The 20,496-nt window shown below is 55.6% G+C and carries 22 protein-coding genes and 1 tRNA gene; 12 read left to right on the forward strand and 11 right to left on the reverse strand.

Annotation, left to right across the window (positions count from 1 at the left end; all coding sequences use genetic code 11):
- Positions 1 to 35 precede the first annotated feature (35 nt).
- Entirely contained in the window at positions 36 to 491 is a 456-nt protein-coding gene (locus VGH19_21935) for a DUF1499 domain-containing protein (GenBank protein ID HEY1174042.1), read from the forward strand.
- Positions 492 to 1,277: 786 nt separating this feature from the next.
- On the opposite strand, the gene VGH19_21940 is transcribed toward VGH19_21935, so the two are convergent.
- Complete coding sequence (locus VGH19_21940; GenBank protein HEY1174043.1) at positions 1,278 to 3,338, reverse strand: tRNA uridine-5-carboxymethylaminomethyl(34) synthesis enzyme MnmG; 2,061 nt, start codon at positions 3,336 to 3,338, stop codon at positions 1,278 to 1,280.
- Between the two features lie 43 nt (positions 3,339 to 3,381).
- Positions 3,382 to 3,630: a hypothetical protein gene (locus tag VGH19_21945; protein ID HEY1174044.1), complete on the reverse strand. Its 249-nt coding sequence runs from the start codon at positions 3,628 to 3,630 to the stop codon at positions 3,382 to 3,384.
- Positions 3,631 to 4,037: 407 nt separating this feature from the next.
- Here VGH19_21945 and VGH19_21950 point away from each other — a divergent pair, with 407 nt between their 5' ends.
- The 5 genes from VGH19_21950 (at position 4,038) to VGH19_21970 (ending at position 7,252) form a co-directional block, all read left to right on the forward strand.
- On the forward strand, positions 4,038 to 4,697 hold the full coding sequence (locus VGH19_21950; GenBank protein ID HEY1174045.1) for a YkgJ family cysteine cluster protein: 660 nt from the start codon (positions 4,038 to 4,040) through the stop codon (positions 4,695 to 4,697).
- Positions 4,698 to 4,714: 17 nt separating this feature from the next.
- Positions 4,715 to 5,491, forward strand: coding sequence for a GNAT family N-acetyltransferase (locus VGH19_21955; protein HEY1174046.1), 777 nt, complete (start codon positions 4,715 to 4,717; stop codon positions 5,489 to 5,491).
- Positions 5,492 to 5,809: 318 nt separating this feature from the next.
- Complete coding sequence (locus VGH19_21960; GenBank protein HEY1174047.1) at positions 5,810 to 6,157, forward strand: hypothetical protein; 348 nt, start codon at positions 5,810 to 5,812, stop codon at positions 6,155 to 6,157.
- Between the two features lies 1 nt (position 6,158).
- Positions 6,159 to 6,563, forward strand: coding sequence for a hypothetical protein (locus VGH19_21965; protein ID HEY1174048.1), 405 nt, complete (start codon positions 6,159 to 6,161; stop codon positions 6,561 to 6,563).
- On the forward strand, positions 6,560 to 7,252 hold the full coding sequence (locus VGH19_21970; protein HEY1174049.1) for an alpha/beta hydrolase-fold protein: 693 nt from the start codon (positions 6,560 to 6,562) through the stop codon (positions 7,250 to 7,252). Before VGH19_21965 ends, VGH19_21970 begins: the two co-directional genes overlap by 4 nt.
- A 143-nt stretch (positions 7,253 to 7,395) precedes the next feature.
- Here VGH19_21970 and VGH19_21975 read toward each other — a convergent pair whose 3' ends face one another.
- On the reverse strand, positions 7,396 to 7,992 hold the full coding sequence (locus VGH19_21975; protein HEY1174050.1) for a hypothetical protein: 597 nt from the start codon (positions 7,990 to 7,992) through the stop codon (positions 7,396 to 7,398).
- Positions 7,958 to 8,443, reverse strand: a complete 486-nt coding sequence (gene nrdR / locus VGH19_21980) for a transcriptional regulator NrdR (protein ID HEY1174051.1) — start codon at positions 8,441 to 8,443, stop codon at positions 7,958 to 7,960. Before nrdR ends, VGH19_21975 begins: the two co-directional genes overlap by 35 nt.
- 373 nt (positions 8,444 to 8,816) lie before the next feature.
- On the opposite strand from nrdR, the gene VGH19_21985 reads away from it, so the two are divergent.
- Positions 8,817 to 9,383 carry a hypothetical protein gene (locus VGH19_21985; GenBank protein HEY1174052.1) on the forward strand — a complete coding sequence of 189 codons (567 nt, stop codon included), beginning with the start codon at positions 8,817 to 8,819 and terminating at the stop codon, positions 9,381 to 9,383.
- Between the two features lie 60 nt (positions 9,384 to 9,443).
- Entirely contained in the window at positions 9,444 to 10,661 is a 1,218-nt protein-coding gene (locus VGH19_21990; protein ID HEY1174053.1) for a VCBS repeat-containing protein, read from the forward strand.
- 52 nt (positions 10,662 to 10,713) lie between these two features.
- Here VGH19_21990 and VGH19_21995 read toward each other — a convergent pair whose 3' ends face one another.
- From VGH19_21995 to VGH19_22015, 5 genes are all read right to left on the reverse strand, one after another.
- Positions 10,714 to 12,183, reverse strand: coding sequence for a hypothetical protein (locus VGH19_21995; protein ID HEY1174054.1), 1,470 nt, complete (start codon positions 12,181 to 12,183; stop codon positions 10,714 to 10,716).
- 100 nt (positions 12,184 to 12,283) lie between these two features.
- Entirely contained in the window at positions 12,284 to 12,682 is a 399-nt protein-coding gene (locus VGH19_22000) for a hypothetical protein (protein ID HEY1174055.1), read from the reverse strand.
- Complete coding sequence (locus tag VGH19_22005) at positions 12,679 to 12,972, reverse strand: hypothetical protein (GenBank protein ID HEY1174056.1); 294 nt, start codon at positions 12,970 to 12,972, stop codon at positions 12,679 to 12,681. Before VGH19_22005 ends, VGH19_22000 begins: the two co-directional genes overlap by 4 nt.
- 4 nt (positions 12,973 to 12,976) lie before the next feature.
- On the reverse strand, positions 12,977 to 13,564 hold the full coding sequence (locus tag VGH19_22010) for a sigma-70 family RNA polymerase sigma factor (protein HEY1174057.1): 588 nt from the start codon (positions 13,562 to 13,564) through the stop codon (positions 12,977 to 12,979).
- Positions 13,565 to 13,722: 158 nt separating this feature from the next.
- On the reverse strand, positions 13,723 to 14,391 hold the full coding sequence (locus VGH19_22015) for a hypothetical protein (protein HEY1174058.1): 669 nt from the start codon (positions 14,389 to 14,391) through the stop codon (positions 13,723 to 13,725).
- Positions 14,392 to 14,483: 92 nt separating this feature from the next.
- Between VGH19_22015 and VGH19_22020 the strand changes: the two genes are divergently transcribed.
- On the forward strand, positions 14,484 to 14,924 hold the full coding sequence (locus VGH19_22020; protein HEY1174059.1) for a hypothetical protein: 441 nt from the start codon (positions 14,484 to 14,486) through the stop codon (positions 14,922 to 14,924).
- Between the two features lie 140 nt (positions 14,925 to 15,064).
- Here VGH19_22020 and VGH19_22025 read toward each other — a convergent pair whose 3' ends face one another.
- Entirely contained in the window at positions 15,065 to 16,660 is a 1,596-nt protein-coding gene (locus tag VGH19_22025) for a glucose-6-phosphate isomerase (GenBank protein ID HEY1174060.1), read from the reverse strand.
- 286 nt (positions 16,661 to 16,946) lie between these two features.
- Between VGH19_22025 and VGH19_22030 the strand changes: the two genes are divergently transcribed.
- The 3 genes from VGH19_22030 (at position 16,947) to VGH19_22040 (ending at position 19,042) form a co-directional block, all read left to right on the forward strand.
- Positions 16,947 to 17,519, forward strand: coding sequence for a LemA family protein (locus tag VGH19_22030; protein ID HEY1174061.1), 573 nt, complete (start codon positions 16,947 to 16,949; stop codon positions 17,517 to 17,519).
- A gap of 390 nt (positions 17,520 to 17,909) precedes the next feature.
- Complete coding sequence (locus VGH19_22035; GenBank protein HEY1174062.1) at positions 17,910 to 18,881, forward strand: Gfo/Idh/MocA family oxidoreductase; 972 nt, start codon at positions 17,910 to 17,912, stop codon at positions 18,879 to 18,881.
- 86 nt (positions 18,882 to 18,967) lie between these two features.
- A tRNA-Val gene (locus VGH19_22040) sits at positions 18,968 to 19,042 on the forward strand.
- Between the two features lie 48 nt (positions 19,043 to 19,090).
- Here the strand turns inward: VGH19_22040 and ffh are convergent.
- Entirely contained in the window at positions 19,091 to 20,440 is a 1,350-nt protein-coding gene (gene ffh / locus VGH19_22045) for a signal recognition particle protein (GenBank protein ID HEY1174063.1), read from the reverse strand.
- Positions 20,441 to 20,496 lie beyond the last annotated feature (56 nt).

Consider the following 20,496-nt stretch of genomic DNA (forward strand, 5'->3'; position numbering starts at 1 on the left):
TTGCAGGTTAGAGAATGAGTGGAAGTGAGGTAGCTATGGCTTGGACATTCTTTGGATTGATCATGGGCTTGATTGCCCTGCGATTAATGGTGATGGCGGTTTCGCCCCGGGCTATACGGGTGCGGCCTGTGAATGGGAAGCTGCAGACGTGTCCAATGCGGAAGACTTGCGTGAGCAGCCAGGCGGAGGAACAGATGCAGAAGGTGGAGCCTATTTATTATAATGGTCCGATTGAAGAGGCTAAAGTGCGGCTCCGTATGGCGGTAGATAGATTACCGGGGACTACCGTTTTGGCGGATGACAAGGTTTACCTACACGCGGAATTCGAGAGCTTGGTGTTCGGGTTCATGAGCGATATGGAGTTTCTGGTGGATGATAATCGGAAGATCATACATGTGCGGTCGGCTTCGCGGGTAGGGTATTCGGATATGGGCGCGAACCGGCGTCGGGTGGAAGCAGTGCGGCGGTTGTTCAAGACGATGGCGGCGTGAGGGAGTTAAACCAACGGAGACACGGAGAGCACTGAGGCTAAGACAAATCTGACTTTAGCTATTCCATACATGAACAATCTCCTCCTCATTCGTTTGATCCCATTCGGTTGAAACTTTCCCCTCCCTCCGTACTCTCTGTGACTCCGTAGTTGGTTATTTCCACCTCGCCACCTCGGCGGCTAGGCTCGAATGTTCCACGTGGAACATTAAGATGCGAAATATTCATGCGGTTGGGGGAAGGGGTGTGCGGGGACTTGTGGACACATCCAGTAACCAAGGGATTATGAGTCCCCTCCTCTAACCGCTGATCTATCCCCTAGCTGTGGGGTGAGACTTGAAAGGGGATTTTTAGCCGAATTGGGATTGGGCTGGCGGCTGGTAAAATCGCGTGAGGGCGACACGAGGATTTTCAATCCTCTGGGCTACCAACTGAGATTTGAGTTGTGGCTCGTTGGTTACCCGAGGGATTATGAGTCCCCTGCTCTATCCTTTGGGTAGTTTGAGACGGCGTTTCTATAATCCCTCGGATGGAGAATGTTCCGCGTGGAACATTCAGAGGGAGGTTTACCACGGAGATACGGAGAGGAAGATGCCGAATCTCCTGATCCGAATCTAGTCAATCCTCTTTCATTCGTTGACCCCATTCGGTTGAAAAAATCCCCTCCCGAGTCCTCCGTGTCTCCGTGGTTGGCTAGTTCTGCCTCCCTATCTCGGTGGCTACGGAAGGAATGTTCCACGTGGAACATTCCGTTCCCTTTCGAGCCGGGCCGGAGGCCGGCGCTCCACTTACAGATCCCCGCAGCAGGAGTTGTGGCCGGTGGGGCCGTCGAAGTGTTCGGCGGCGCCGCAAGCGTTGTCGTCGTCTGAGGAGCGGGAACTCGCTGGGGCGGTGACGGGGGCGATGGGGGAAACTGGAACCGGGATGCCGGATTCGAATCCGCCGTTGCCGGGGTTGCCGTTGCCGCGCTTCATGGCGACCATGAGCAGGGTGACATCCGCCGGGGAGATGCCAGAGATGCGGAGGGCTTGGCCGAGGGTGGCGGGTTGAATCTTCGTCAGCTTCTGGCGCGCCTCGGTGCGGAGGCTGGGAATCTTCGCGTAGTCCAGCCATGGCGGGATCTGCTTATCCTCCATGGTGCGGAACTTGGCGACCTCTTCCTCCTGGCGCTCGATGTAGCCAGAGTACTTATGAAGGATATCGATTTGCTCCAGGACGTGCGTGCTGAGGGCGGTGTTCTGGTTCGCGGCGGGCAAGTCTTTATAGGTCACCTCGGGGCGGAGAAGCATTTGGGATAGGGTAAGCGTGCCGACGCGCACGGACTTCAAGCGCGTCATCTCTTCCTCAATCGTCTGTTGCTTGGAGACAAATTTATCGTAGTTCCGCTTCGGCAAGAGGCCGATGTCGTAGCCGAGCTGGGAGAGGCGGGCATCGCAGTTATCTTGGCGCAGGAGCAGGCGATACTCGGCACGGGAGGTGAACATGCGATAGGGCTCCGTGGTGCCTTTCGTGACGAGATCATCGATCAACACGCCGATGTAAGCCTGGTCACGGCGGAGGACGATCGGTTCCTTGCTCTGGACACGTCGGGCGGCATTGATACCCGCCATAAGTCCTTGCGCCCCAGCCTCTTCATAACCGGACGTGCCATTGATTTGACCCGCAAGAAACAGGTTCCGGCACACCTTGGTTTCCAGTGAAGGATGGAGCTGCGTGGGATAGGAAAAGTCGTATTCCACGGCGTAGGCGGGGCGGAGAATCTCGGCGTTTTCGCAGCCGATGATGGACTTCACCATCTCCACCTGCACCTCGAAAGGCAGGCAGGTGGAGAAGCCGTTCACGTAGATTTCGTCCGTGCTGATGCCCTCGGGCTCGAGGAAAATCTGGTGCCGTTCCTTCTCGGCGAAGCGCACAATCTTATCCTCGATGGACGGGCAATAGCGCGGGCCGACGCCTTCGATCACGCCGGAATACATCGGGGACTTGTGCAGGTTCGCGCGGATCAGCTCGGCGGTTTTATCCGAGGTGTAGGTGATGAAACAATTCATCTGCCCGTTGATGCGGTCGAGGATGGAGCCGGGCGGATACTTGCCCTGCGAATGGCCGATGTCGCGCGGGTTGATGCCGGAATGTTCCACGTGGAACAAATCGTCCTTCCAATAGGTGAAGTACGGCACCGGCTCATCGCCGTCCTGTTTCTCGGTCTTCGTGAAATCAATCGTGCGGCTGAGGAGACGAGGCGGGGTGCCGGTCTTGAGGCGACCGAGTTCCACGCCGATTTCCTTCAGCGAACCGGACAGACCCATCGCCGCCGCTTCACCGGCGCGACCACCCTGTTGCTGGGTACTGCCGATGTGCATGAGCCCGCGCAGGAACGTGCCCGTGGTGATGATCACCGTCTTGCCGAGATACTGCACGCCGAGGGTCGTCTCCACGCCATAGACCTCACCATCGCGGAAAAGGAGCTTCGCGGCCTGGCCCTGCTTGATGTCCAGATTCTCCTGCCGCTCGCAGATCCACTTCATGCGGAACTGGTAGGCCTTCTTATCGCACTGCGCCCGAGGTGCCCAGACGGATGGGCCCTTCTTGGTGTTGAGCATGCGGAACTGCAGGCCCGTCATGTCCGTGCACTTGCCCATCTCGCCGCCGAGGGCATCGATCTCGCGTGTGAGATGCCCCTTGGCCAAGCCACCGATGGCCGGGTTGCAAGACATCTGGCCGATGGTATCGGCATTGATCGTGAGCATGAGCGTGCTCGCCCCCATGCGCGCCGCCGCGAGGGCAGCCTCAACGCCGGCATGACCGGACCCCACCACAATCACCTCAAACTGACGCGGATAGACGAACATTTTTAAACTCGTAAACCGTTAATTAGTAATTAGTTACAACTAATCAACTAGCGTTTTTAATACGCCATAATATTCCAACCACCAAGGCCAACAAAATCAGCACGCCCCCGACGATGCGCAAGAGACGAATGACTCCGTTCGAGTCCGTCTTATATTCCTTCGCGGGCTGTTTGGACCATGCGGGTTGCGGCGGCTTCATACCGATCTCACTCACTACCTCGCCTACGCGCGGCGCCAAAACAATCATCGCCACGCCAATCAGCAACAGCAAACTGACGACCAGTGCTTTCATAATATCGCTCTGACTTAACTGACGAGGCGAGGACACCGTATCATAGCGGGCAAGTAGAGGGAAACTAGGAAAAGGAAGAGCGGCTTGACGCGAATTGCGCGAATGGGGCGAAACCGGAGCAAGGGAGCGCGGGTTTTAACCCGCCTAAACGTGCGACAACTCCAACGCGTTGAAATAAACCTACATCGTTTGATGTGCGAATATTTAGGCGGCATGAATGCCGCGCTCCTAGTTTGCGTAGCGAACACCAGTGAGTAGACGTGGGTTTCAACCCGCAGCCCCGCGCCTCAGAAATAATTTCGTCACGCATCAACGGTTGATTTAATAAGGTCGAAAAAGTCCAATAGGACTAAGATGGACAAACCGATTTAATTCAAGCATACCATACTACCGCTTAGGAATGAGAAATGAACCCCACTGAAGAACTGCTTTCGAACCTCAAAGGCGATTCAACCCAAGCAGGAGTTCGACTTGCTACGCGGCAGTATTTTGTTGCGGCGGATGCCAACGCAGAAGGCTTCTTGAAAACCAAAAAGCTAACTTTGGCTTGTAGACAAGGTTGTGCGCTGTGTTGTGTCCTACGTGTCCATGTTAGGGCCCATGAAGTTTTTGCTGTTGCAGATTTCATCGGAGAAAAATTCTCTGCGAAACAGCGAGAAGAATTACTCGCCCGCTTGGAAGTACACGTGAAAAGGATTGCTCCACTGACTCGAGCACAGCACGAAACTACAAATGTGGTATGTCCTCTGCTTGTAGATTCGGTTTGTTCTGTTTACCCAGTGCGCCCATTTGCTTGCCGAGGGCATCATTCAAATGATTTATCAGCATGCCAATATTCATATGACCATCCGGAAGACGATACTTTTCCTGGAGCACGTAATGCTGACTATTTCGCGTTGTGGGAAACAATGACTGTTTACGGCAATGCGGCATTCAAGGAAGCTGGTTTTGACTCTTGTGTTTATGAGTTCGGGTCAGCACTTCTTGCTGCTTTGCGAAATCCAGCTAGTGCTAGGCGTTGGAGAGACAGAAAGAATCCGCTATTGGGGGAGAATCAAGCCAAATAAAAATTCACCCGAGTTTCGTGGAAACGAATTTAAAGACCGCTTTCATTGATGCGATAGATGCTGGCCAGTCTCTGCCAGAGGCTCTGCGTGAGCACGTGGCGGAAGTTTCTGATTTGGAAGAGCATCAATTCGACAGATCGTATATCGAATTTCTGGATGAGCAGATTGGTTTAAGCCCGCGCGGGCCAGAGTGGACGGAGAGATTGAAGCGGAGACGTGCGGCATTGTCCCCATATTGTGATGTTGTATTGATTCGCGGAAATGTACGCACGCTTGAGCATGATTATTACGTGGAAATTTATCCGGAGACGAAAGCGGTGATTCATTGGGAGGATTATATCGCAAGCATCAATTTTACATCTGTTATTTCCACAGACTTCGACACTCTCCTCGTTCTCCGCATCGCGGCGATGCGGGAGAGTTTGGAGCGGGTGGGGAGATTTGATCCGGAGCGGGCGCGGATTCGTTTGCAGAATTCTTTTTATCCGGAGCATACCCAGTTCATTTTGTGGGAAGGCGAGCGCGTGGGGTTCTACACGTTTCGACTGTTGGCGGATGGGTTTCATCTGGATCATCTGTATGTGCATCCGTCGCACCAATCGCGCGGGATCGGCTCGCAAGTGATGAAGCGGTTGATCGCACAGGCGGATGCGGCGCAAAAAGCGATTCATGTGGGGGCGTTGCGCGGGAGTGAGTCGAACCGGTTTTATCAGCAGCATGGTTTCGTGCCGGTGCGTGAGGAGGAGTGGGATATCTATTATGTGCGTGAGTGTGGTGTGAAGCGTACGAACTAGCACGAAGCGAAAGGAGCGCGGTCCCGCATGCGGGACCGCTTCAAGGTACGAAAACTCGAACGCGTTAAAATCGGCAACGCCTTCTGATTCGCGAATGTTGATGCGGCATAAATGCCGCGCTCCTGTTTGGCGACGCAACCCGCTTTGGGGTTGGGGAAAAAATCAAAACGCGGTGACCCAACGTAGCTCCGCGAGAGTGTCGCAACGTTGGGCTTGGGGACGGAACGCCGTTGGCATTCTTCAGCTCATGATCTTGGTGAGATGATTTTGTTTGAAAGCGAGGAGTAGGCGATTTCTACTTTTGTCACAAGGGATTGTATGAGCGATTCCGTTTACATCCTCGCGTTCTCAACGGCGAATTATGACGCGATGAAAAAGTTCTTCGCGGACTTGGGTTTCGCCATCGATGAAACGCGGAGTCAGCTGGCGCCTTTGTTTGAGAGCGGTCGCGCAGCATATGTGCGGCGCGGTGAATTGAATTTTAATCTGGAGGAAAGCAGCGCACCAGGACGCAAAGCGGATTTCAATCTGATGCTGTGCGATTATGATGACGCCGAGATCGCTCGCGTCAAAGCGCTCGGGTATCCGTATGAATATGGAGAATCTCTGTATGGTGAAACACACACGTTTCGTTCGCCAGATGGAGGGATCATCGTCATCACATAAAATGAAATCGCCCAATGGAAAATATGAGGTGGTGCCGAGCGGCTACAACGAGGTGCGCATGGGCACGCCATTGTATGGCAGTGTAAAAGTCTTGGGCACGTCGATGGATACAGCGGGTGAGTTTGGTGAGGTGATGGCGTTTAGTGCGGATTCGCGTTTTCTGGCGGTGGAGGAATTGGTGGATTCATCGCAAGGGCCGAACACACACGCGGTGGTGTTTGATCTGGAGCGGAAGAGAAAGATCATCGTGCATGTGCAGAATCCCGGCATCATCAAGCGACTCGCTTGGTCGGCGGAAGGCTTGCTGACGATCGTGACCTGGTCGAACATGGGCGGTGAGCGAGAGTATCAGTGGCAGGCTCCCAAACCCGAAGCGCCGGGATGGTTTCAAACGATTTTAGAATGACTCAACACACGATCACCAGTGCCTCGGGCGAGTACACACGTACGTTGTGGCTCGTGCCGGGGCCGAGCGATGAAACGCATCCTTTGTGCGTGATCCTCGATGCAGAGATCTATCTGGGGAACATGAAAGCCCTGCCAGTCCTCACGGAATTGATGAGCAGCGGCGCGATCCCACAGATGACGTGTGTGTTTGTCTCGCACGTGAACATGGAAGCGCGGCACGCGAATTTCACGTGTGATGATGTTTATACAAAATTCATCGCGGAAGAAGTGGTGGCGTGGGCGAAGGCGCGGAATGCGAAGATCGAAACGGGCGATCACTTGATCTGCGGCGTGAGCTTGAGCGGTTTGGCGAGTGCGTATGCGGTGTTAAAATTTCCGACGGTGTTTTCGCGGGCGTTGTGTCAGTCAGGTTCCTTCTGGTGGTTGCAGGGCAAGCAACTGGATTGGCCGCGCACGAACGGAAAATTCTGGCTCAGCGTGGGGGATAAGGAAACAGCGAAGGGATTGACGCATGCACCAAGCGGCTTACGGCAGGAGATCACGCAGATCGAGGGGGTGCAAAACGGCGCGCGGCTTTTGGAATCACTGGGCGGCACGGTGACATACAGCCTGCATGAAGGGGCTCATGCCACGGGCCCATGGCGGGAGGAACTGCCGAAGGCGTTGGGGTGGTTGATGGGGAAATAAGTTTCGAGTTTCTGGTCTCAGGTTTCAGGTCATTTGCGCTTGAGTGCGAAGATGGTTTTCGCGCCCTCGGGATCAAGGGGAAGCAACGGAAACTGGCAAGGGCTGGAGAGGACTCTCGCCCTACCGGGATAAAGGAGAAATTATTACTGCACCACTAAAGCGCAGTCGCCGTGGTGCGGCTCTTTAGTGAGGCACTCGCGGAGGTATTCCACGATCTGATCATTGAGCTCCTGGCAGCGACCGGTCCACCGCCGCGCGCCGACGAGTTGCTTCACGCAACTGCGCAGGCCGGTGAAACAGATGACGTTCGGCGTCTTCACCAGCAGTTGCTCCATCTCCTTGCGGAGACAGGGGAAAAAATTGAGCTCGAACCCTTTGCCGGAATCATACGCAAGCCGGCGCAGATCACTGCGGACGATGTTGCCTTGAGGTTGCGCAGATTGTTTGGAAGCGGCGACAGTTCCTCCGGTCTTGGCGGAAATGTCGTGGTTCACGGCGAGACCGAAGCTCTGGAGCACATGCTCGAGCGCCTCGGAGAATTCCGTGATGGAGACGTATTCACGACCTTGCTCGTGCTTGAAGTAATGCAGCACGGCGGCGGCCGCGTGGCGGATGACATCGGGATCGAGATCATTCGCCGCATCGCCGATGAGTTCCACCGTCACCTGCTCGACCGAGCAGGGGATGGAGTCACCGTTGGCGAGTTTAAAGACCAGGCAATCGGAACGTAGCTGTATCATGTCGCACCTCCAATTTTTTAACGGCCTGAACGAAATCCGTGGCTTCCTGAAATCCACGGTAAACACTGGCAAAGCGTACGTAGGCCACGTGGTCGAGCTCGCGCAATCCTTCCATCACCCGCTCACCCACGGCCATGGACGGCACCTCATGCTCATACTTGTCCGTGATATCCTCGGCGATGCGATCCACTAAGGCCTCGATTTTGTCTGAGGGCACGGCCAATTTCCGGCATGCCATTTGGATGCCGGAGAAGAGCTTCTCCCGGGAGAACTCTTCGCGACGCCCATCGTGCTTGATCACCATGAGCCGGGCGCGTTCGATCTCCTCGTAGGTAGTGAAGCGGTGTCCGCAGCCAAGACATTCGCGGCGTCGGCGGATAGTAGAGCCTTCGCGGGAGGACCGCGAATCAATCACCTTATCTTCTTGGACGGCGCACTTCGGACAGCGCATAACACTACTCGGCTACTACCACCACTTCTGAATGTGGTAATGCAGAGGTAGCACACTAAATGTTGGGGCGTCAATGGGTAAGTCTCATTTTGACCAATCTAACGTTATTGTAAAGCAGCTCCCACCCTCTTTTGTTCAACTTCTGTTCAAGGCTACCTAGCCCTCACCGCTAGAGGACTTTGCCTTTATTGCCACAAGTTGTCTTTTTTTGCTACAGTCGAGTTGGATGTGGCGAGTACGTATCATTATCGCTCTCTGTCTGCTGTTTGGATCACCTGTTTTTGCCATTGTGCTGGACTGGTCGGCAGTCACTTGGACACCAGGTTCGCTTAGTCAGTCTTACGATGTAGATTCGGACGGATTTAACGACATCATGGTAAGCTTTAGTGGAAGCACTTCTTCCTTGGCGAGCGGTTCGCCAGCCATCGCCGCATCGGCCTTGGAGGCAAATCTGGATTTTTCCAACACGTCCAGCACTATCACCGTGACCATCACGTTCCTGAATACGCCCGTGACTGGGGTATCCTTCTCGCTCTATGACATTGATGCAGACCGGAAAGGCAACAGCTCGAACTTCGCCTACCAAGATCTGCTCTCCGGTATAAGCGCCACAGGTGAGAAGGGTTCCGTGACACCGGTTGTTACGGTTGGAAGCTCTGTCAGCTATAACAATGGAGTTGCTCAAGGTGAAGACACGGTCGCCCCGGGTTCAAGTGCGGGCGATGTGAATATTACATTCACAAATGAGATAAGCAGCATCCAATTCACCTATGGCAGCTCCGGGAACATCGCGGGCAACAATCCAGACGCGCAAGAATTCGGCATATCGAAAGTTTCTTTCCGCAAGGTGCCGGAAGTAGGCGTGGCACCGATTGCCGCCGGGCTGTGCGCCGCTTTCGCGCTATTGAAGGCACCCTTGCGGCGTCTGTTCAGGAGATAGCGAACGTTGTTCCGTTCTGTGCGGCTTGACCCTGCGGCCTTGAGGCTTAATCATAGCGGCATGTTCCAACGTGTTTTTTGCCCGACTGCCATCGCCGCTTTGGCCTTGGTCACAAGTGTTTCTGCTGCCGACAAGAAAAGCTCCTTTGAACGCATCCAAGTAACGGATGTGTTCTGGTCCGAGGGCGCGCATTACGGAGATTTTAACAAGGACGGCAAGATGGACATCTGCGCCGGGCCATACTGGTATGCGGGTCCGGACTTCAAGCAGCGTCACGAATACACGAAGCCGCCGGAGAAAAATTACGATGGAGCCAAGAGCTACTCGGATTACTTCCTGAGCTACGCGTATGATTTCGATAATGACGGTTGGACGGACATCCTCGTCTATTCCTGGCCGGGCAAGGACACCTCGTGGTATCGCAATCCGCAGAACAAGGGCGGCGAGTGGGTGAAGAGCGTGATCTTCGACGTGACGGATGGTGAATCACCTGACTTCGCGGATGTGACGGGTGATGGCAAACCAGAGATCCTCGCTTACACCGGCGGGCAACTGGGCTTCGCGGAGATCGATTGGAAGAATCCTACGGCCAAGGCGAAGTTCTGGCCCATCTCGGCGAAGGACGATAAAAAATATTTCCGCTATTACCACGGCTACGGCGCAGGTGACATCAATGGCGACGACAAGGCGGACATCCTGGACAAAGAAGGCTGGTTCGAGCAGCCGAAGGATTTCCGTAAAGGCGAGCAGTGGACGCAGCACAAGTTCAACTTCGTGCCCACCGGCATGCGCGGCGGCGCGCAGATGCTTTGCTACGATGTGAATGGTGACAAACTGAACGATGTGATCACGAGCTGGGACGGTCACGGCTATGGCCTCGCGTGGTATGAGCAGGTGCGTGAGAACGGCCAGATCAGCTTCAAGGAACACATCCTCGTGAACACGAAGGAAACGGATAATCCGCAAGGCGTGAAATTCACCCAGATCCACGCACTCGTGGCAGCGGATATGAACGGCGACGGCTTGAAAGATTTCGTCACCGGCAAACGCTTCTGGGCGCATGGCCCGGGCAAAGACGCGGAACCGGATGCGGCAGCGGTTATCTATTGGTTCGAGCTGAAGCGCAAGGGCAAGACCGCGGAGTTCATCCCGCACCTCGTGGATGACAATTCCGGCGTGGGCACACAGATCACCGTGGGCGATCTGAACGGAGACAAGAAGATGGATGTGCTCTCCAGTAACAAGAAGGGCGTGCACGTGTTCCTGCAGAAGAAGTGAGCGCGCTTCCGCGCCTGCGCCATAAGTACGAGGACAAACATGCGGAACATGCTCATGGGGTCGTGAGTTTTTCCCATGTCCGTTCCAGTTTTTCCTTTGCTTCCATGAGCCACGGAACCTGGCCTTGTTTGATGGTAAGGTTCTCCTGGTCAACGTAGAACGAACCGGGTGCGCCGCATAATCTGGCGTAATCCTCCAGCACATCTGCCGCTGTGGCATTGGTAAAAAAGCGAGGATAGGCGGCGGAAGGAGCCGAGCAAGGTGAGGTCCACTGCATGTCCAGTTGTGTGATGAGCAGGACGTAAACAAGTTGTTCCGAGTTGTTGTGAAACTGCAGATACGGCGCACGCACGGCAAAGAGGTTTTGCACCGGTTCATCAGGCAGACCGGGCAAGCCAGGCAAACGGATCACGACCCGATGAAGCCCTCCGTACTTCATGATGCGCACCGTCCTGATTTCTTCGAGACGTGCCTCCACTGTCTCGATGATGTCACTATAAACCCCTCCAGAACCGCTGTGGGTGATCCGTTTTCCGCTGCCATCCAGATAGATAAGTTCAAAGAGTTTGTCGCTCGGTGCATGGGAAGGGTGGTATAGCAGAATGCTTTGCGGGTGGGATAAAGGAACAGGTGATGGAGCAGGAATCTCTACCATGTCTTTGTTGTAGATACGCGAACCACCACCGCTGTCATTGGCTGCGTGGATCAGATCATACCGTACATTATCCACGTAGAAGGTCATGTTCCTTTGGAACGGGATTTCCATCTCTTGCACCATTCCTACGGCCAGATCGAAAACCAGATCGACAGATGTCGAATGCCAGAGGTGAGGGGCGGTCCCGAACCAGTAGCCTTCGGTGGTGAACCGGTTAACGGTAAAAACATTGATGGATGCCTGTGTTTGCGCGTCATACAGGCCGGTTCGCAACATCCGCCAAGTGCCACCAGTTATCTCCAGATCAAAACGGAAGGATGGCCGGTTGTTCTGCAACTCGACGAGCCGATCTGTGGATTGCGAGAATGCCAGTTGCGTCTCGGCTTCCGAGAGCGGACGCAAGTCCGGATGATAAAACTGGGCAGGAGCGTTACGGTGGGTTGATCCGCGTACCCGAGCCAGAGGTGAAGGATCCCAAGCATGCCCGATCCGCTTCAATCGCAATGAAACGTCATCCAGTTTGATGGTCTGTCCGCCTTCCAGCCGATGCACGGTGTAAGGCGGAGTCACGATTTCCCGGACTGAGGATGAGGGATACTTGATCGTGATCCGGCCTGAATTGGTGATGATGGTAAAAACAGGCGGAGGGATGGTTTTGGGATCGGGCTTCAGCGAGGATTTTGGTGGATCAATTTTTCCCGCATAATCACTCCCCTTCCTCACTGCATCCGGCGGACTGTAGAAAGGCGGCAAAGCCGTCACCGCCAGGTAGACGATGACGAGAGCGGACAAGAGCAAGCAGGCGACTCCGGTAAACAAGGGCCAGCGTCTCGGCCGCCTTGCTGGAATCGGGTGCGTGGTTTCCATGGATGCGGCACAGCATGGTCCAACGGGCTTCCGATTCAAGTCGCAGTTAGACCTGGTAAAACTGATTCACGCAGCCGAAGACAGACGATTGCCCGGCAGGCTACAGACGGGGATTTTTGGTTTCCTTGCGTCGATCCTCGAGATGTTTGCTGATGTCTTCTTTCAGCTTCCCGAACTCCGCCTTTTGCTCGGCGGTCAGTTCTTTCTCTACCTCCACATTCGCGCGGCGGATCACTTCGAAGACATCGTGCAGCGTATCCCGGCGGATTCCGCGCAGCTCCTCACCTGCCAGTTCAAACGTAGGCCGGAGCTTCTGCTCCTGTTCTGGAGTCAGCTTGAGCCGTTTCTTGTAGAGACGATACGTGGCCACCGGCCAGTTGTCGTTTTCGCGGGCGATCTTTTTGACGGCCGCCACGGTCAGCACAGCGCCTGTTACCATGCCGACGACAAAAAGTGCGATCAGCAAAGCTGCGATCTTCCAATGGCGTAAAAAACTCATGGCTCCAAGACTGATCCCAAGACGCTATCCGTCATTCGCACCATGTCCTGACTGTCGCTGGCGATGGCCGAGTAACCGAAACCGACCGTCACCAGCATGATGGCCAAAGCCACACCGAGGAAGCGCAGGGAAAGCTTTTCCCAGATGACTTCGAGCGAAGGGGCGTTTGTCTTGGGCCAGTTCGCTACCACACGCGTGGCAAAGCCCAGCGGCATCTCCGGCTCGGCGGCTTTTGGAGCCTGCCGGGCCAGCTTCACCAGCTTTTCCCAGTTCTCTTTTTCTGCACTCATGACTTCACTTCTTTTTACCCCGCTCGAGCTCGGCGAGATGTTTTCGCAATTTTGCCCGTGCCCGGAAAGCCCGGACTTTCACCATTGAGGCACCCCAACCCGTCAGTTCGCTGATCTCGGCCACCGACTTCTCTTCCAAGTCCAGCAACTGGATCACCAAACGGTCTTCGGGCCCCAGACAATCGAGCAGTTTGCCCACCAGTTCATTCGCCGCCATCGTCTGCGATGGATGCGGTTCGTTCTCGCTCTGGATCACCGCGTCCAGCACTTCCGCTTCCGTCTCGTTCAAGTCCGCCCAGCGGAGTTCCGGTCGCCGCTTATGGAATCGCAACGAATCCAGACACGTGCTCACCGCCACCCGCGATACCCAATGCTCGAAGGGCACTGCCCCGCGATACTGGTCCAGATTCGCGAACATCTTCAAAAAAATCTCTTGGGCCAGATCTTCTTCCGCCATCCGACGAGGCAGGTGCGCCCGCACGATCTTGATCACCAAGGGATAAAGATGCGCCACCAACTGTCGCGCGGCCTCTTCATCCCTCGCCCGGACACGCTGGAGGCAGGCCGCTATATCTAGCGTCTCATCAGCCATATGCGACCTGTCCCAAGCATGTGCCCATAAGAAATGACGTCTCTCCGGCGGGGCGGTTACGGGGAAAGTTTGATGGAAAAGCGCAAAGCGTCAATGGAGCGGTGATAAACCATCCTCGGTAGAACGGCGCAATGTCCGGAAAGTTCGGCCTTTTCTACCTACCTCTTCTGCAAAAGCTCCGCCAAGTAACTGCCCGGCTGGAGAGCCATCGGTTTCCGATCCCGATAAATTTCGATCTCCTTGCCCACCAAGATCACATCCGTGCCTGCCGGTAAACCGAGATACGGCACCATGCGAAAACCATGACGCAACGCCGCTTCATAGAGCGACACCTTGCGCAACTCCTCCACCACGCTGTGATTGTGCGTCTGGTCCAGGCAACCGAAGAACCAGCCCGAATCCTTCTCCACCGGTTCCGAGCGGCTGAAGAACAGCGGCTTCTCGATGGAGAACCGCGAACAGATGATCGCAGACGTTTGTAACGATGGGATCGTTAGCTCCTCTTTCACCCCAATGCTTTCCGCGATGGATTTCTGGATGAACAGATGCTGCAAGCTCTGCGAAACACCCGGCACGAACTGGATCGGTGAACTGGAGAAATCGGGTTCAGAGAAGGATAGATAATTATCCACTTCTGGCATCACCTTCAGGATGCTCCAGCCGAGCTGCACATGCTGACCCGGCGCGAATACCTTGCCCGCTTGCACAGACGATTCCAGCCAGTCGATGAACCAGCGCGTCGTCCCCGCCTGCACCAGCACATCATCGCACTCGATCAAAAATTCTTTGTGCCCGAATTCACCGCACCGTGTCGTTTTCGTAAGCATGTCGATTGTCTGCAAGCATACTGAAACCTGCCCGGGCATACAGTCATTTGCATTCTTCCCATTGCGGACCAATCTTTCAGGCGATTATCGCTATGCACATACTTTCTCCATTGCGCCCTGGCGGCAGTGAAGCACGGTTTTACCAAGGCCGCCACGCCAGTCTCACCATCGAGCGTCCTGCTAGTGATGTCGTCGTGCTGCGCTTTACGGGCCGTGATGTCGGCGAGTTTGGCGATACACCCTTTCGCGAACTGGAGCGAACCATCGGTGAAGTGCTGATGGTGGAGATCTTCGTGGATGCCCGCACAACCGCCGGTGCGTCTCTTGATGTCAGTGCGGACTGGGCGCAGTGGATGATCACGCATCGTGACCGCATCCGCCGCTTGAACATCCTGTGTGGTTCCCGCTTCATCGAATTGACGGCGGGCTTCGTGCAACGATTCACCCAATTCGGTTCACGGATGCGAATTTACACGGAGGCAGCGGCGTTTGATGAGGCGTTGGGGCAAACAGGGAAAAGGGGACTAAGTTAGCGCGTTCTAACGAACGTGGTCACGATCCAAACGGTTGCCGCCTGACATCAGCCGGCCCTACCCCGCGAAAGCAAAAAGGCGGCTGAATAATCAGCCGCCTTGATTTGTAAAATTGCACCTTTGTGGTCGGCTTCTTCTCCTTACGCCAGCAGATAGGTAGAAGCAAACGGTGTCGCGCCAGTGGTCTTGCGGATGCTGCGTTCGGGATTCGCGGCGAGATGTTCCACGATGTGGAAGACGGTCTCGATGTCGTTCTGCGCGCTGATGCCTTCCGCAAGCTGCTGCACGGTCCAGCCTTTGCCGCGGTTATCCATGAAGTATTGGATGAGCTTCGTCTGGATGTTCAGCACAGCGGTCGCGGCTTTCTTGCCGGATTCCACGCCTGGCTGGTGGTAGGCGTTGATGTTTGCGAGCGTGGCGTAGTAGCCGACAGCTCGTTCATACAGCGCGATGAGCACACCGATGCTGAAGGCCGAGCAATCCTTCACGGTGAGTGTGATGGATTCGCGGTCTTTCTCGAAGAGCGCGGTGCGCGTGCCGAGCAGGAAGCCTTGCAGATAATCACCTGACGTCACGTTCGGCTCCACGAAGAGGGATTGGCCATCGCGATCTTTCAGCACTTGCACGAAGGTCACGAAGAAATTGTGACGGCCGTCGCGAAGCTGTTGCACATACGCGTGCTGATCGGTGGAACCTTTGTTGCCATACACGGCGATGCCCTGGTTCACGACTTTGCCATTGAGATCATGCTCCTTGCCGAGCGATTCCATGATGAGCTGTTGCAGATACTTGGAGAACAGCTCGAGACGGTCCTTGTAAGGCAGGATGACCATGTCCTTCGTCGTGGCACCGGTGTCGATGTATTTCCAGATGAGCGCGAGTTGCGCGGCGGGATTCGCCTTCACATCGGTGGAGCGGGTGACGGTATCGCAAGCCTTGGCACCGGCGAGGAGGCCATCGATATCGAGGCCTTGCAGTGCGGCGGGCAAAAGGCCCACGGCAGAAAGCTCGCTCGTGCGGCCGCCCACCCAATCCCACATGGGGAAGCGGCGCAGCCAGTAACCATTCGTGGCGACTTTATCGAGTTCCGAGCCGACACCCGTGACGGCCACGGCGTGGTCTTCAAATTTCAATCCCGCACGGGTGTAAGCTGCGCGCGCCTCGGACATGCCGTTGCGCGTTTCCTTGGTGCCGCCTGATTTCGAGATGACGACGGCGAGCGTCTGACCGAGCTGGCCATCGAGTTGCGCGAGGACTTTGTCGATGCCATCGGGATCGGTGTTATCGAAGAAGAACGGGCGCAGTTTGTCGGCCTTCGGCTGGCTGAGGGCGTTGGCGACGAATTGCGGTCCGAGCGCGGAACCGCCGATGCCGATGATGAGCACGTTCTTGAACGCACCATTGGCACCGCGCGTTTCACCGCGATGAACGACCCCGGCGAAATCTTTCACGGCCTTGAGCGTGTCATCGATCTCCTTCTTCAACTCGGCGTTCGGCGCGAGATCGGAATTGCGCAGCCAGTAGTGACCCACCATGCGCTTCTCATCGGGATTGGCAATGGCGCCTTTCTCGAGTTCTGCCATCGCTTTGAAAGCGCCTTGGATGGGCGCGCTCATGCGGGAGAAATAATCGTCCGCAAAGTTCATGCGGCTCAGATCGAGGGAGAGGCCGATGCTGGGAAACTCTGTGTAATGCTGCTGGAAACGCTGCCAAAGCTGCTCGTTCGTCTTGTTCATAGCGATAAAGATGAGGCGAGCATACGCCTGCTTCTGCCCGGACGAAACAACGAAGTTTTCACGGAAATCATGAATGGTTTTACAACCACAGATGGACACAGATACACACAGATTGGGGAAATCTCTTAGCAGAAAGGAGAAAAACTACGGTTCGCTCAAGGTTGCTTAATAGACTGCTTTATCTGTGTTAATCTGTGTCCATCTGTGGTTAACCCATTCCAAACGTGCCCAAGTCTTGTAGTCCGGTCATGGTTGCATCTGTGGTGTGTTCCGCTAAAGTGCGGTCATGGTAGCGTTATTAATAGCCTTGGGAGTGTTGCTGGGCATCGCCCTCATCATCGGACTTTACATCATGGGCGTTTACAATGGGCTCGTGAAACTGCGACAGGCCGTGCGCAATGCGTGGTCGCAGATCGATGTGCAGCTCAAGCGCCGCCATGACCTGATCCCGAATCTGGTCAACACGGTGAAAGGCTACGCCACACACGAAAAGTCCACGCTGGACGCCGTGATCAGTGCTCGGGCGAAAGCTACGAGCGTGAATGTCACCGCTGGCACGGCCGAGCGGATGAAGGCAGAAGGGGAGCTTAGCTCCGCGCTGTCACGCTTGCTGATGGTCACGGAGAATTATCCGGCGCTGAAGGCGGACAAGCAGTTCATCATGCTCCAGGAAGAGCTGACCAGCACGGAGAACCGCGTGGCCTTTGCCCGCCAGTATTACAATGACAGCGCGCAACAGCATAACGTGGCGGTGCAGACCTTTCCGGCGGTGCTGATCGCGGGCATGCTGGGCTTCAAGGAAGAGCCGTTCTTCGAAGCGCCTGCTGAGGCGAAGAACGCGCCGACAGTGCAGTTCTAATTGGTACGGAATGATTTTCATCAAGAGCGTTGAAGGCGTTATGCCTTCAACGCTTTTTTGTTTTCTATGGCCCGGAGGGCCAAAAGATTCTTAGCAGCGGCTTTTAAGCCGCTGTGCAGCACGAGTAAAACACGGTCACGTAGTGACCGAAGATGGGTTGTCTCTTGCGTCGCTAACGCGACGCTTACTCATTAATGATAGAGTCGGCGGCTTGAAAAGCCGCCGCTAAGAATCTTTCGTGCCTAGAGGCGCGGAATGCTTTGAGATCAAATACTTTGAAGACTTCCACTCCACACTCAGTCTGAATCTCAGACGCTGGTAAAGCGTTGGGGAACTTCTTCCCCGTTTTCCGCTTGCCTGCCGGCGTTGTTTTGAAAGTAAATCCACACCATGAAAGCCCGCCTTCTTCTTGCCTTAACTGCACTCATCGCCTGTTCCTTCACCGCTGCTGCCGCTGATCTGCGTCTCGGCATCGTCGGCACGGACACCTCGCATGTGCCTTCTTTCACCAAGATCCTGAACGATCCCAAAGCCAAGGATCATGTGGAGGGTGCGAAGGTCGTGGCCGCCTTCAAGGGCGGCAGCAAGGACATCACGAACAGCTGGATGCGCGTGGACAAATACGCGGATGAGATCTCTACCCAATACGGTGTGAAGATCTACGACAGCATCGAGGAACTCTGCAAGAACGTGGACGCGGTATTGCTCGAGAGCCTTGATGGCCGCCCGCACCTCGCCCAGGCCACGCCAGTCATCAAGGCGGGCAAACCCCTTTTCATCGACAAGCCGATGGCGGCTTCCTTGAAGGATGCCTTGGCCATCTTTGAACTGGCCAAGAAACACAAGGTGCCGGTGTTCAGCGCGTCCTCGTTGCGTTTCGGCAAGGAGACCATCGCCGTGCGCAATGGCAGCGTCGGCAAGGTGCAGAGCGCAGAAACGACCAGCCCAGCGCACATTGATTCTACACATCCTGATCTTTTCTGGTATGGCATCCATGGCGTGGAATCCCTCTTCACGGTGATGGGCACCGGTTGCGAAACCGTAGAGCGCACCACCACGGCCGATGGCAAGATCCAGGTGACCGGCACGTGGAAGGGTGGTCGCAAAGGCACCTTCACGGAGAGCAAGGCTTACGGCGGCAAAGCCATCGGTGAAAAAGGCGAGAGCCCCGTGGGTAAATATGATGGCTACGCCGCGCTCGTGAAGGAGATCGTGCCCTTCTTCCAGACTGGCAAAGCACCCGTCCCGATGGAAGAGACGATCGAGATTCTGGCCTTCATGGAAGCTGCAGATGCCAGCAAGGCCGCCGGTGGCAAGCCGGTGAAGATCGCGGACATCATCAAGGCGGCGAAGAAGAAGTGAGCGGTTTTTCCCGATTGGGGCACTGAAAATCCACACTTGCCAAATGGGCGGGCTTATGGCTTCTTTGCTGCCCCTGTTCGTGAAGTGCGCGGTTAGCTCAGTGGTAGAGCATCACCTTGACACGGTGGGGGTCACAGGTTCGAACCCTGTATCGCGCACCATTTCCATTTCTTAGCACGCAAATCCTGAAGGCGTTTACCAGGCGGGCATTACCGGAAACCACCGGCACCCGGCGGCAATTTGCCACCCATCTTGCCGATCATCTTCTGGAACTTGCCCATCTTCTTCAGCATCGCTTGCATCTGCGTGAAGCGTTGCAACATGCTGTTCACCTCCGCCACGGAAACGCCACTGCCCTTCGCGATGCGTTGACGCCGGCGCGCATTGAGGATTTGCGGATGGCGACGTTCCTTCAACGTCATCGCGCAAATCATGCCCTCCATGCGGCGGAACTCTTTTTCACTCTTCGAGAGGTCCGCACCCTTCACCATGTCTGCGCCACCGGGCAGAAGTCCCACGAGCGATTCCAGCGAACCCATCTTTTTCATCTGGCGAAGCTGATCCAGGAAGTCTTCGAGCGTGAACTCGCCCTTCCGCATCTTCTCTTCCAGCTTCTTCGCCTCGGCTTCATCAATGGCTTCCGCTGCTTTCTCCACGAGTGACACCACGTCACCCATGCCCAAGATGCGCGATGCCATACGTTCCGGATGGAACGGCTCGAAATCATCTAGCTTCTCACCCACGCCCGCGAATTTGATCGGCTTGCCCGTGACGGACTTGAGGCTCAGCGCCGCACCGCCGCGCGCATCACCGTCCAACTTCGTGAGGATCGCCCCCGTGATGTTCAACGCCTTGTCGAAGTGCGTCGCCACATTCACGGCTTCCTGGCCGGTCGCGGCATCCAGGACGAGGAGAATCTCCTGCGGCTTGATCAGATCGCGCAACTTCACCAGCTCCTGCACCAGCGGTTCATCGATCTGCAAACGGCCCGCCGTATCGAAGATCAGCGTGTTGCGATTATTCGCTTTCGCGAATTCCAGCGCACCTTTCGCGATCTTCTGTACATCCGTCTCACCGCGCATCAGGAACACCGGGATGTCCAATTGCTTGCCGAGCGTCTCGAGCTGATCCATCGCCGCCGGACGATACACGTCGCACGCTACGAGGAGGGGCAGTCGCGCCTGCTTCACGAGCAGTTTCGCGAGCTTGCCGCTGGAAGTCGTTTTGCCTGAGCCATGCAGACCCACCATCATGATGTTGGCGGGATTGCCGCTGATATTCAGGCCGGCGTTCGTATCGCCGAGCAGCGTCACCATCTCATCATGGATGAGCTTGATGATCTGCTGGCCGGGCTGGACGCTCTGGATGACCTGCTGGCCGATGGCCTTCTCCTTCACCGATTCGATGAAGTCCTTGGCCACCTTGAAGTTCACGTCGGCGTCGAGCAACGCCATACGTACATCGCGGAGGGAATCGGAGACATTGGACTCCGAGATCTTGCCCATGCCGCGCAGGTTGCGAAAAACATTCTGCAGTTTGCCGGTCAACGAATCGAACATGGGGGCGAAAATAGGGGAGGAACGACGGGTTGACAAGCGCGCGGGTGTTTGGCTTA

The sequence above is a fragment of the Verrucomicrobiia bacterium genome, from assembly GCA_036405135.1.
Classification (GTDB): Bacteria; Verrucomicrobiota; Verrucomicrobiia; order Limisphaerales; family JAEYXS01; genus JAEYXS01.

Excerpts from the sequence above, each read along its gene's own strand:
- VGH19_21935 (HEY1174042.1), top strand. The coding sequence starts at position 36 with ATGGCTTGGACATTCTTTGGATTGATCATGGGCTTGATTGCCCTGCGA.
- VGH19_21940 (HEY1174043.1), bottom strand. The coding sequence starts at position 3,338 with ATGTTCGTCTATCCGCGTCAGTTTGAGGTGATTGTGGTGGGGTCCGGT.
- VGH19_21945 (HEY1174044.1), bottom strand. The coding sequence starts at position 3,630 with ATGAAAGCACTGGTCGTCAGTTTGCTGTTGCTGATTGGCGTGGCGATG.
- VGH19_21950 (HEY1174045.1), top strand. The coding sequence starts at position 4,038 with ATGAACCCCACTGAAGAACTGCTTTCGAACCTCAAAGGCGATTCAACC.
- VGH19_21960 (HEY1174047.1), top strand. The coding sequence starts at position 5,810 with ATGAGCGATTCCGTTTACATCCTCGCGTTCTCAACGGCGAATTATGAC.
- VGH19_21965 (HEY1174048.1), top strand. The coding sequence starts at position 6,159 with ATGAAATCGCCCAATGGAAAATATGAGGTGGTGCCGAGCGGCTACAAC.
- VGH19_21970 (HEY1174049.1), top strand. The coding sequence starts at position 6,560 with ATGACTCAACACACGATCACCAGTGCCTCGGGCGAGTACACACGTACG.
- VGH19_21975 (HEY1174050.1), bottom strand. The coding sequence starts at position 7,992 with ATGATACAGCTACGTTCCGATTGCCTGGTCTTTAAACTCGCCAACGGT.
- nrdR (HEY1174051.1), bottom strand. The coding sequence starts at position 8,443 with ATGCGCTGTCCGAAGTGCGCCGTCCAAGAAGATAAGGTGATTGATTCG.
- VGH19_21985 (HEY1174052.1), top strand. The coding sequence starts at position 8,817 with ATGGTAAGCTTTAGTGGAAGCACTTCTTCCTTGGCGAGCGGTTCGCCA.
- VGH19_21990 (HEY1174053.1), top strand. The coding sequence starts at position 9,444 with ATGTTCCAACGTGTTTTTTGCCCGACTGCCATCGCCGCTTTGGCCTTG.
- VGH19_21995 (HEY1174054.1), bottom strand. The coding sequence starts at position 12,183 with ATGGAAACCACGCACCCGATTCCAGCAAGGCGGCCGAGACGCTGGCCC.
- VGH19_22000 (HEY1174055.1), bottom strand. The coding sequence starts at position 12,682 with ATGAGTTTTTTACGCCATTGGAAGATCGCAGCTTTGCTGATCGCACTT.
- VGH19_22005 (HEY1174056.1), bottom strand. The coding sequence starts at position 12,972 with ATGAGTGCAGAAAAAGAGAACTGGGAAAAGCTGGTGAAGCTGGCCCGG.
- VGH19_22010 (HEY1174057.1), bottom strand. The coding sequence starts at position 13,564 with ATGGCTGATGAGACGCTAGATATAGCGGCCTGCCTCCAGCGTGTCCGG.
- VGH19_22015 (HEY1174058.1), bottom strand. The coding sequence starts at position 14,391 with ATGCTTACGAAAACGACACGGTGCGGTGAATTCGGGCACAAAGAATTT.
- VGH19_22020 (HEY1174059.1), top strand. The coding sequence starts at position 14,484 with ATGCACATACTTTCTCCATTGCGCCCTGGCGGCAGTGAAGCACGGTTT.
- VGH19_22025 (HEY1174060.1), bottom strand. The coding sequence starts at position 16,660 with ATGAACAAGACGAACGAGCAGCTTTGGCAGCGTTTCCAGCAGCATTAC.
- VGH19_22030 (HEY1174061.1), top strand. The coding sequence starts at position 16,947 with ATGGTAGCGTTATTAATAGCCTTGGGAGTGTTGCTGGGCATCGCCCTC.
- VGH19_22035 (HEY1174062.1), top strand. The coding sequence starts at position 17,910 with ATGAAAGCCCGCCTTCTTCTTGCCTTAACTGCACTCATCGCCTGTTCC.
- ffh (HEY1174063.1), bottom strand. The coding sequence starts at position 20,440 with ATGTTCGATTCGTTGACCGGCAAACTGCAGAATGTTTTTCGCAACCTG.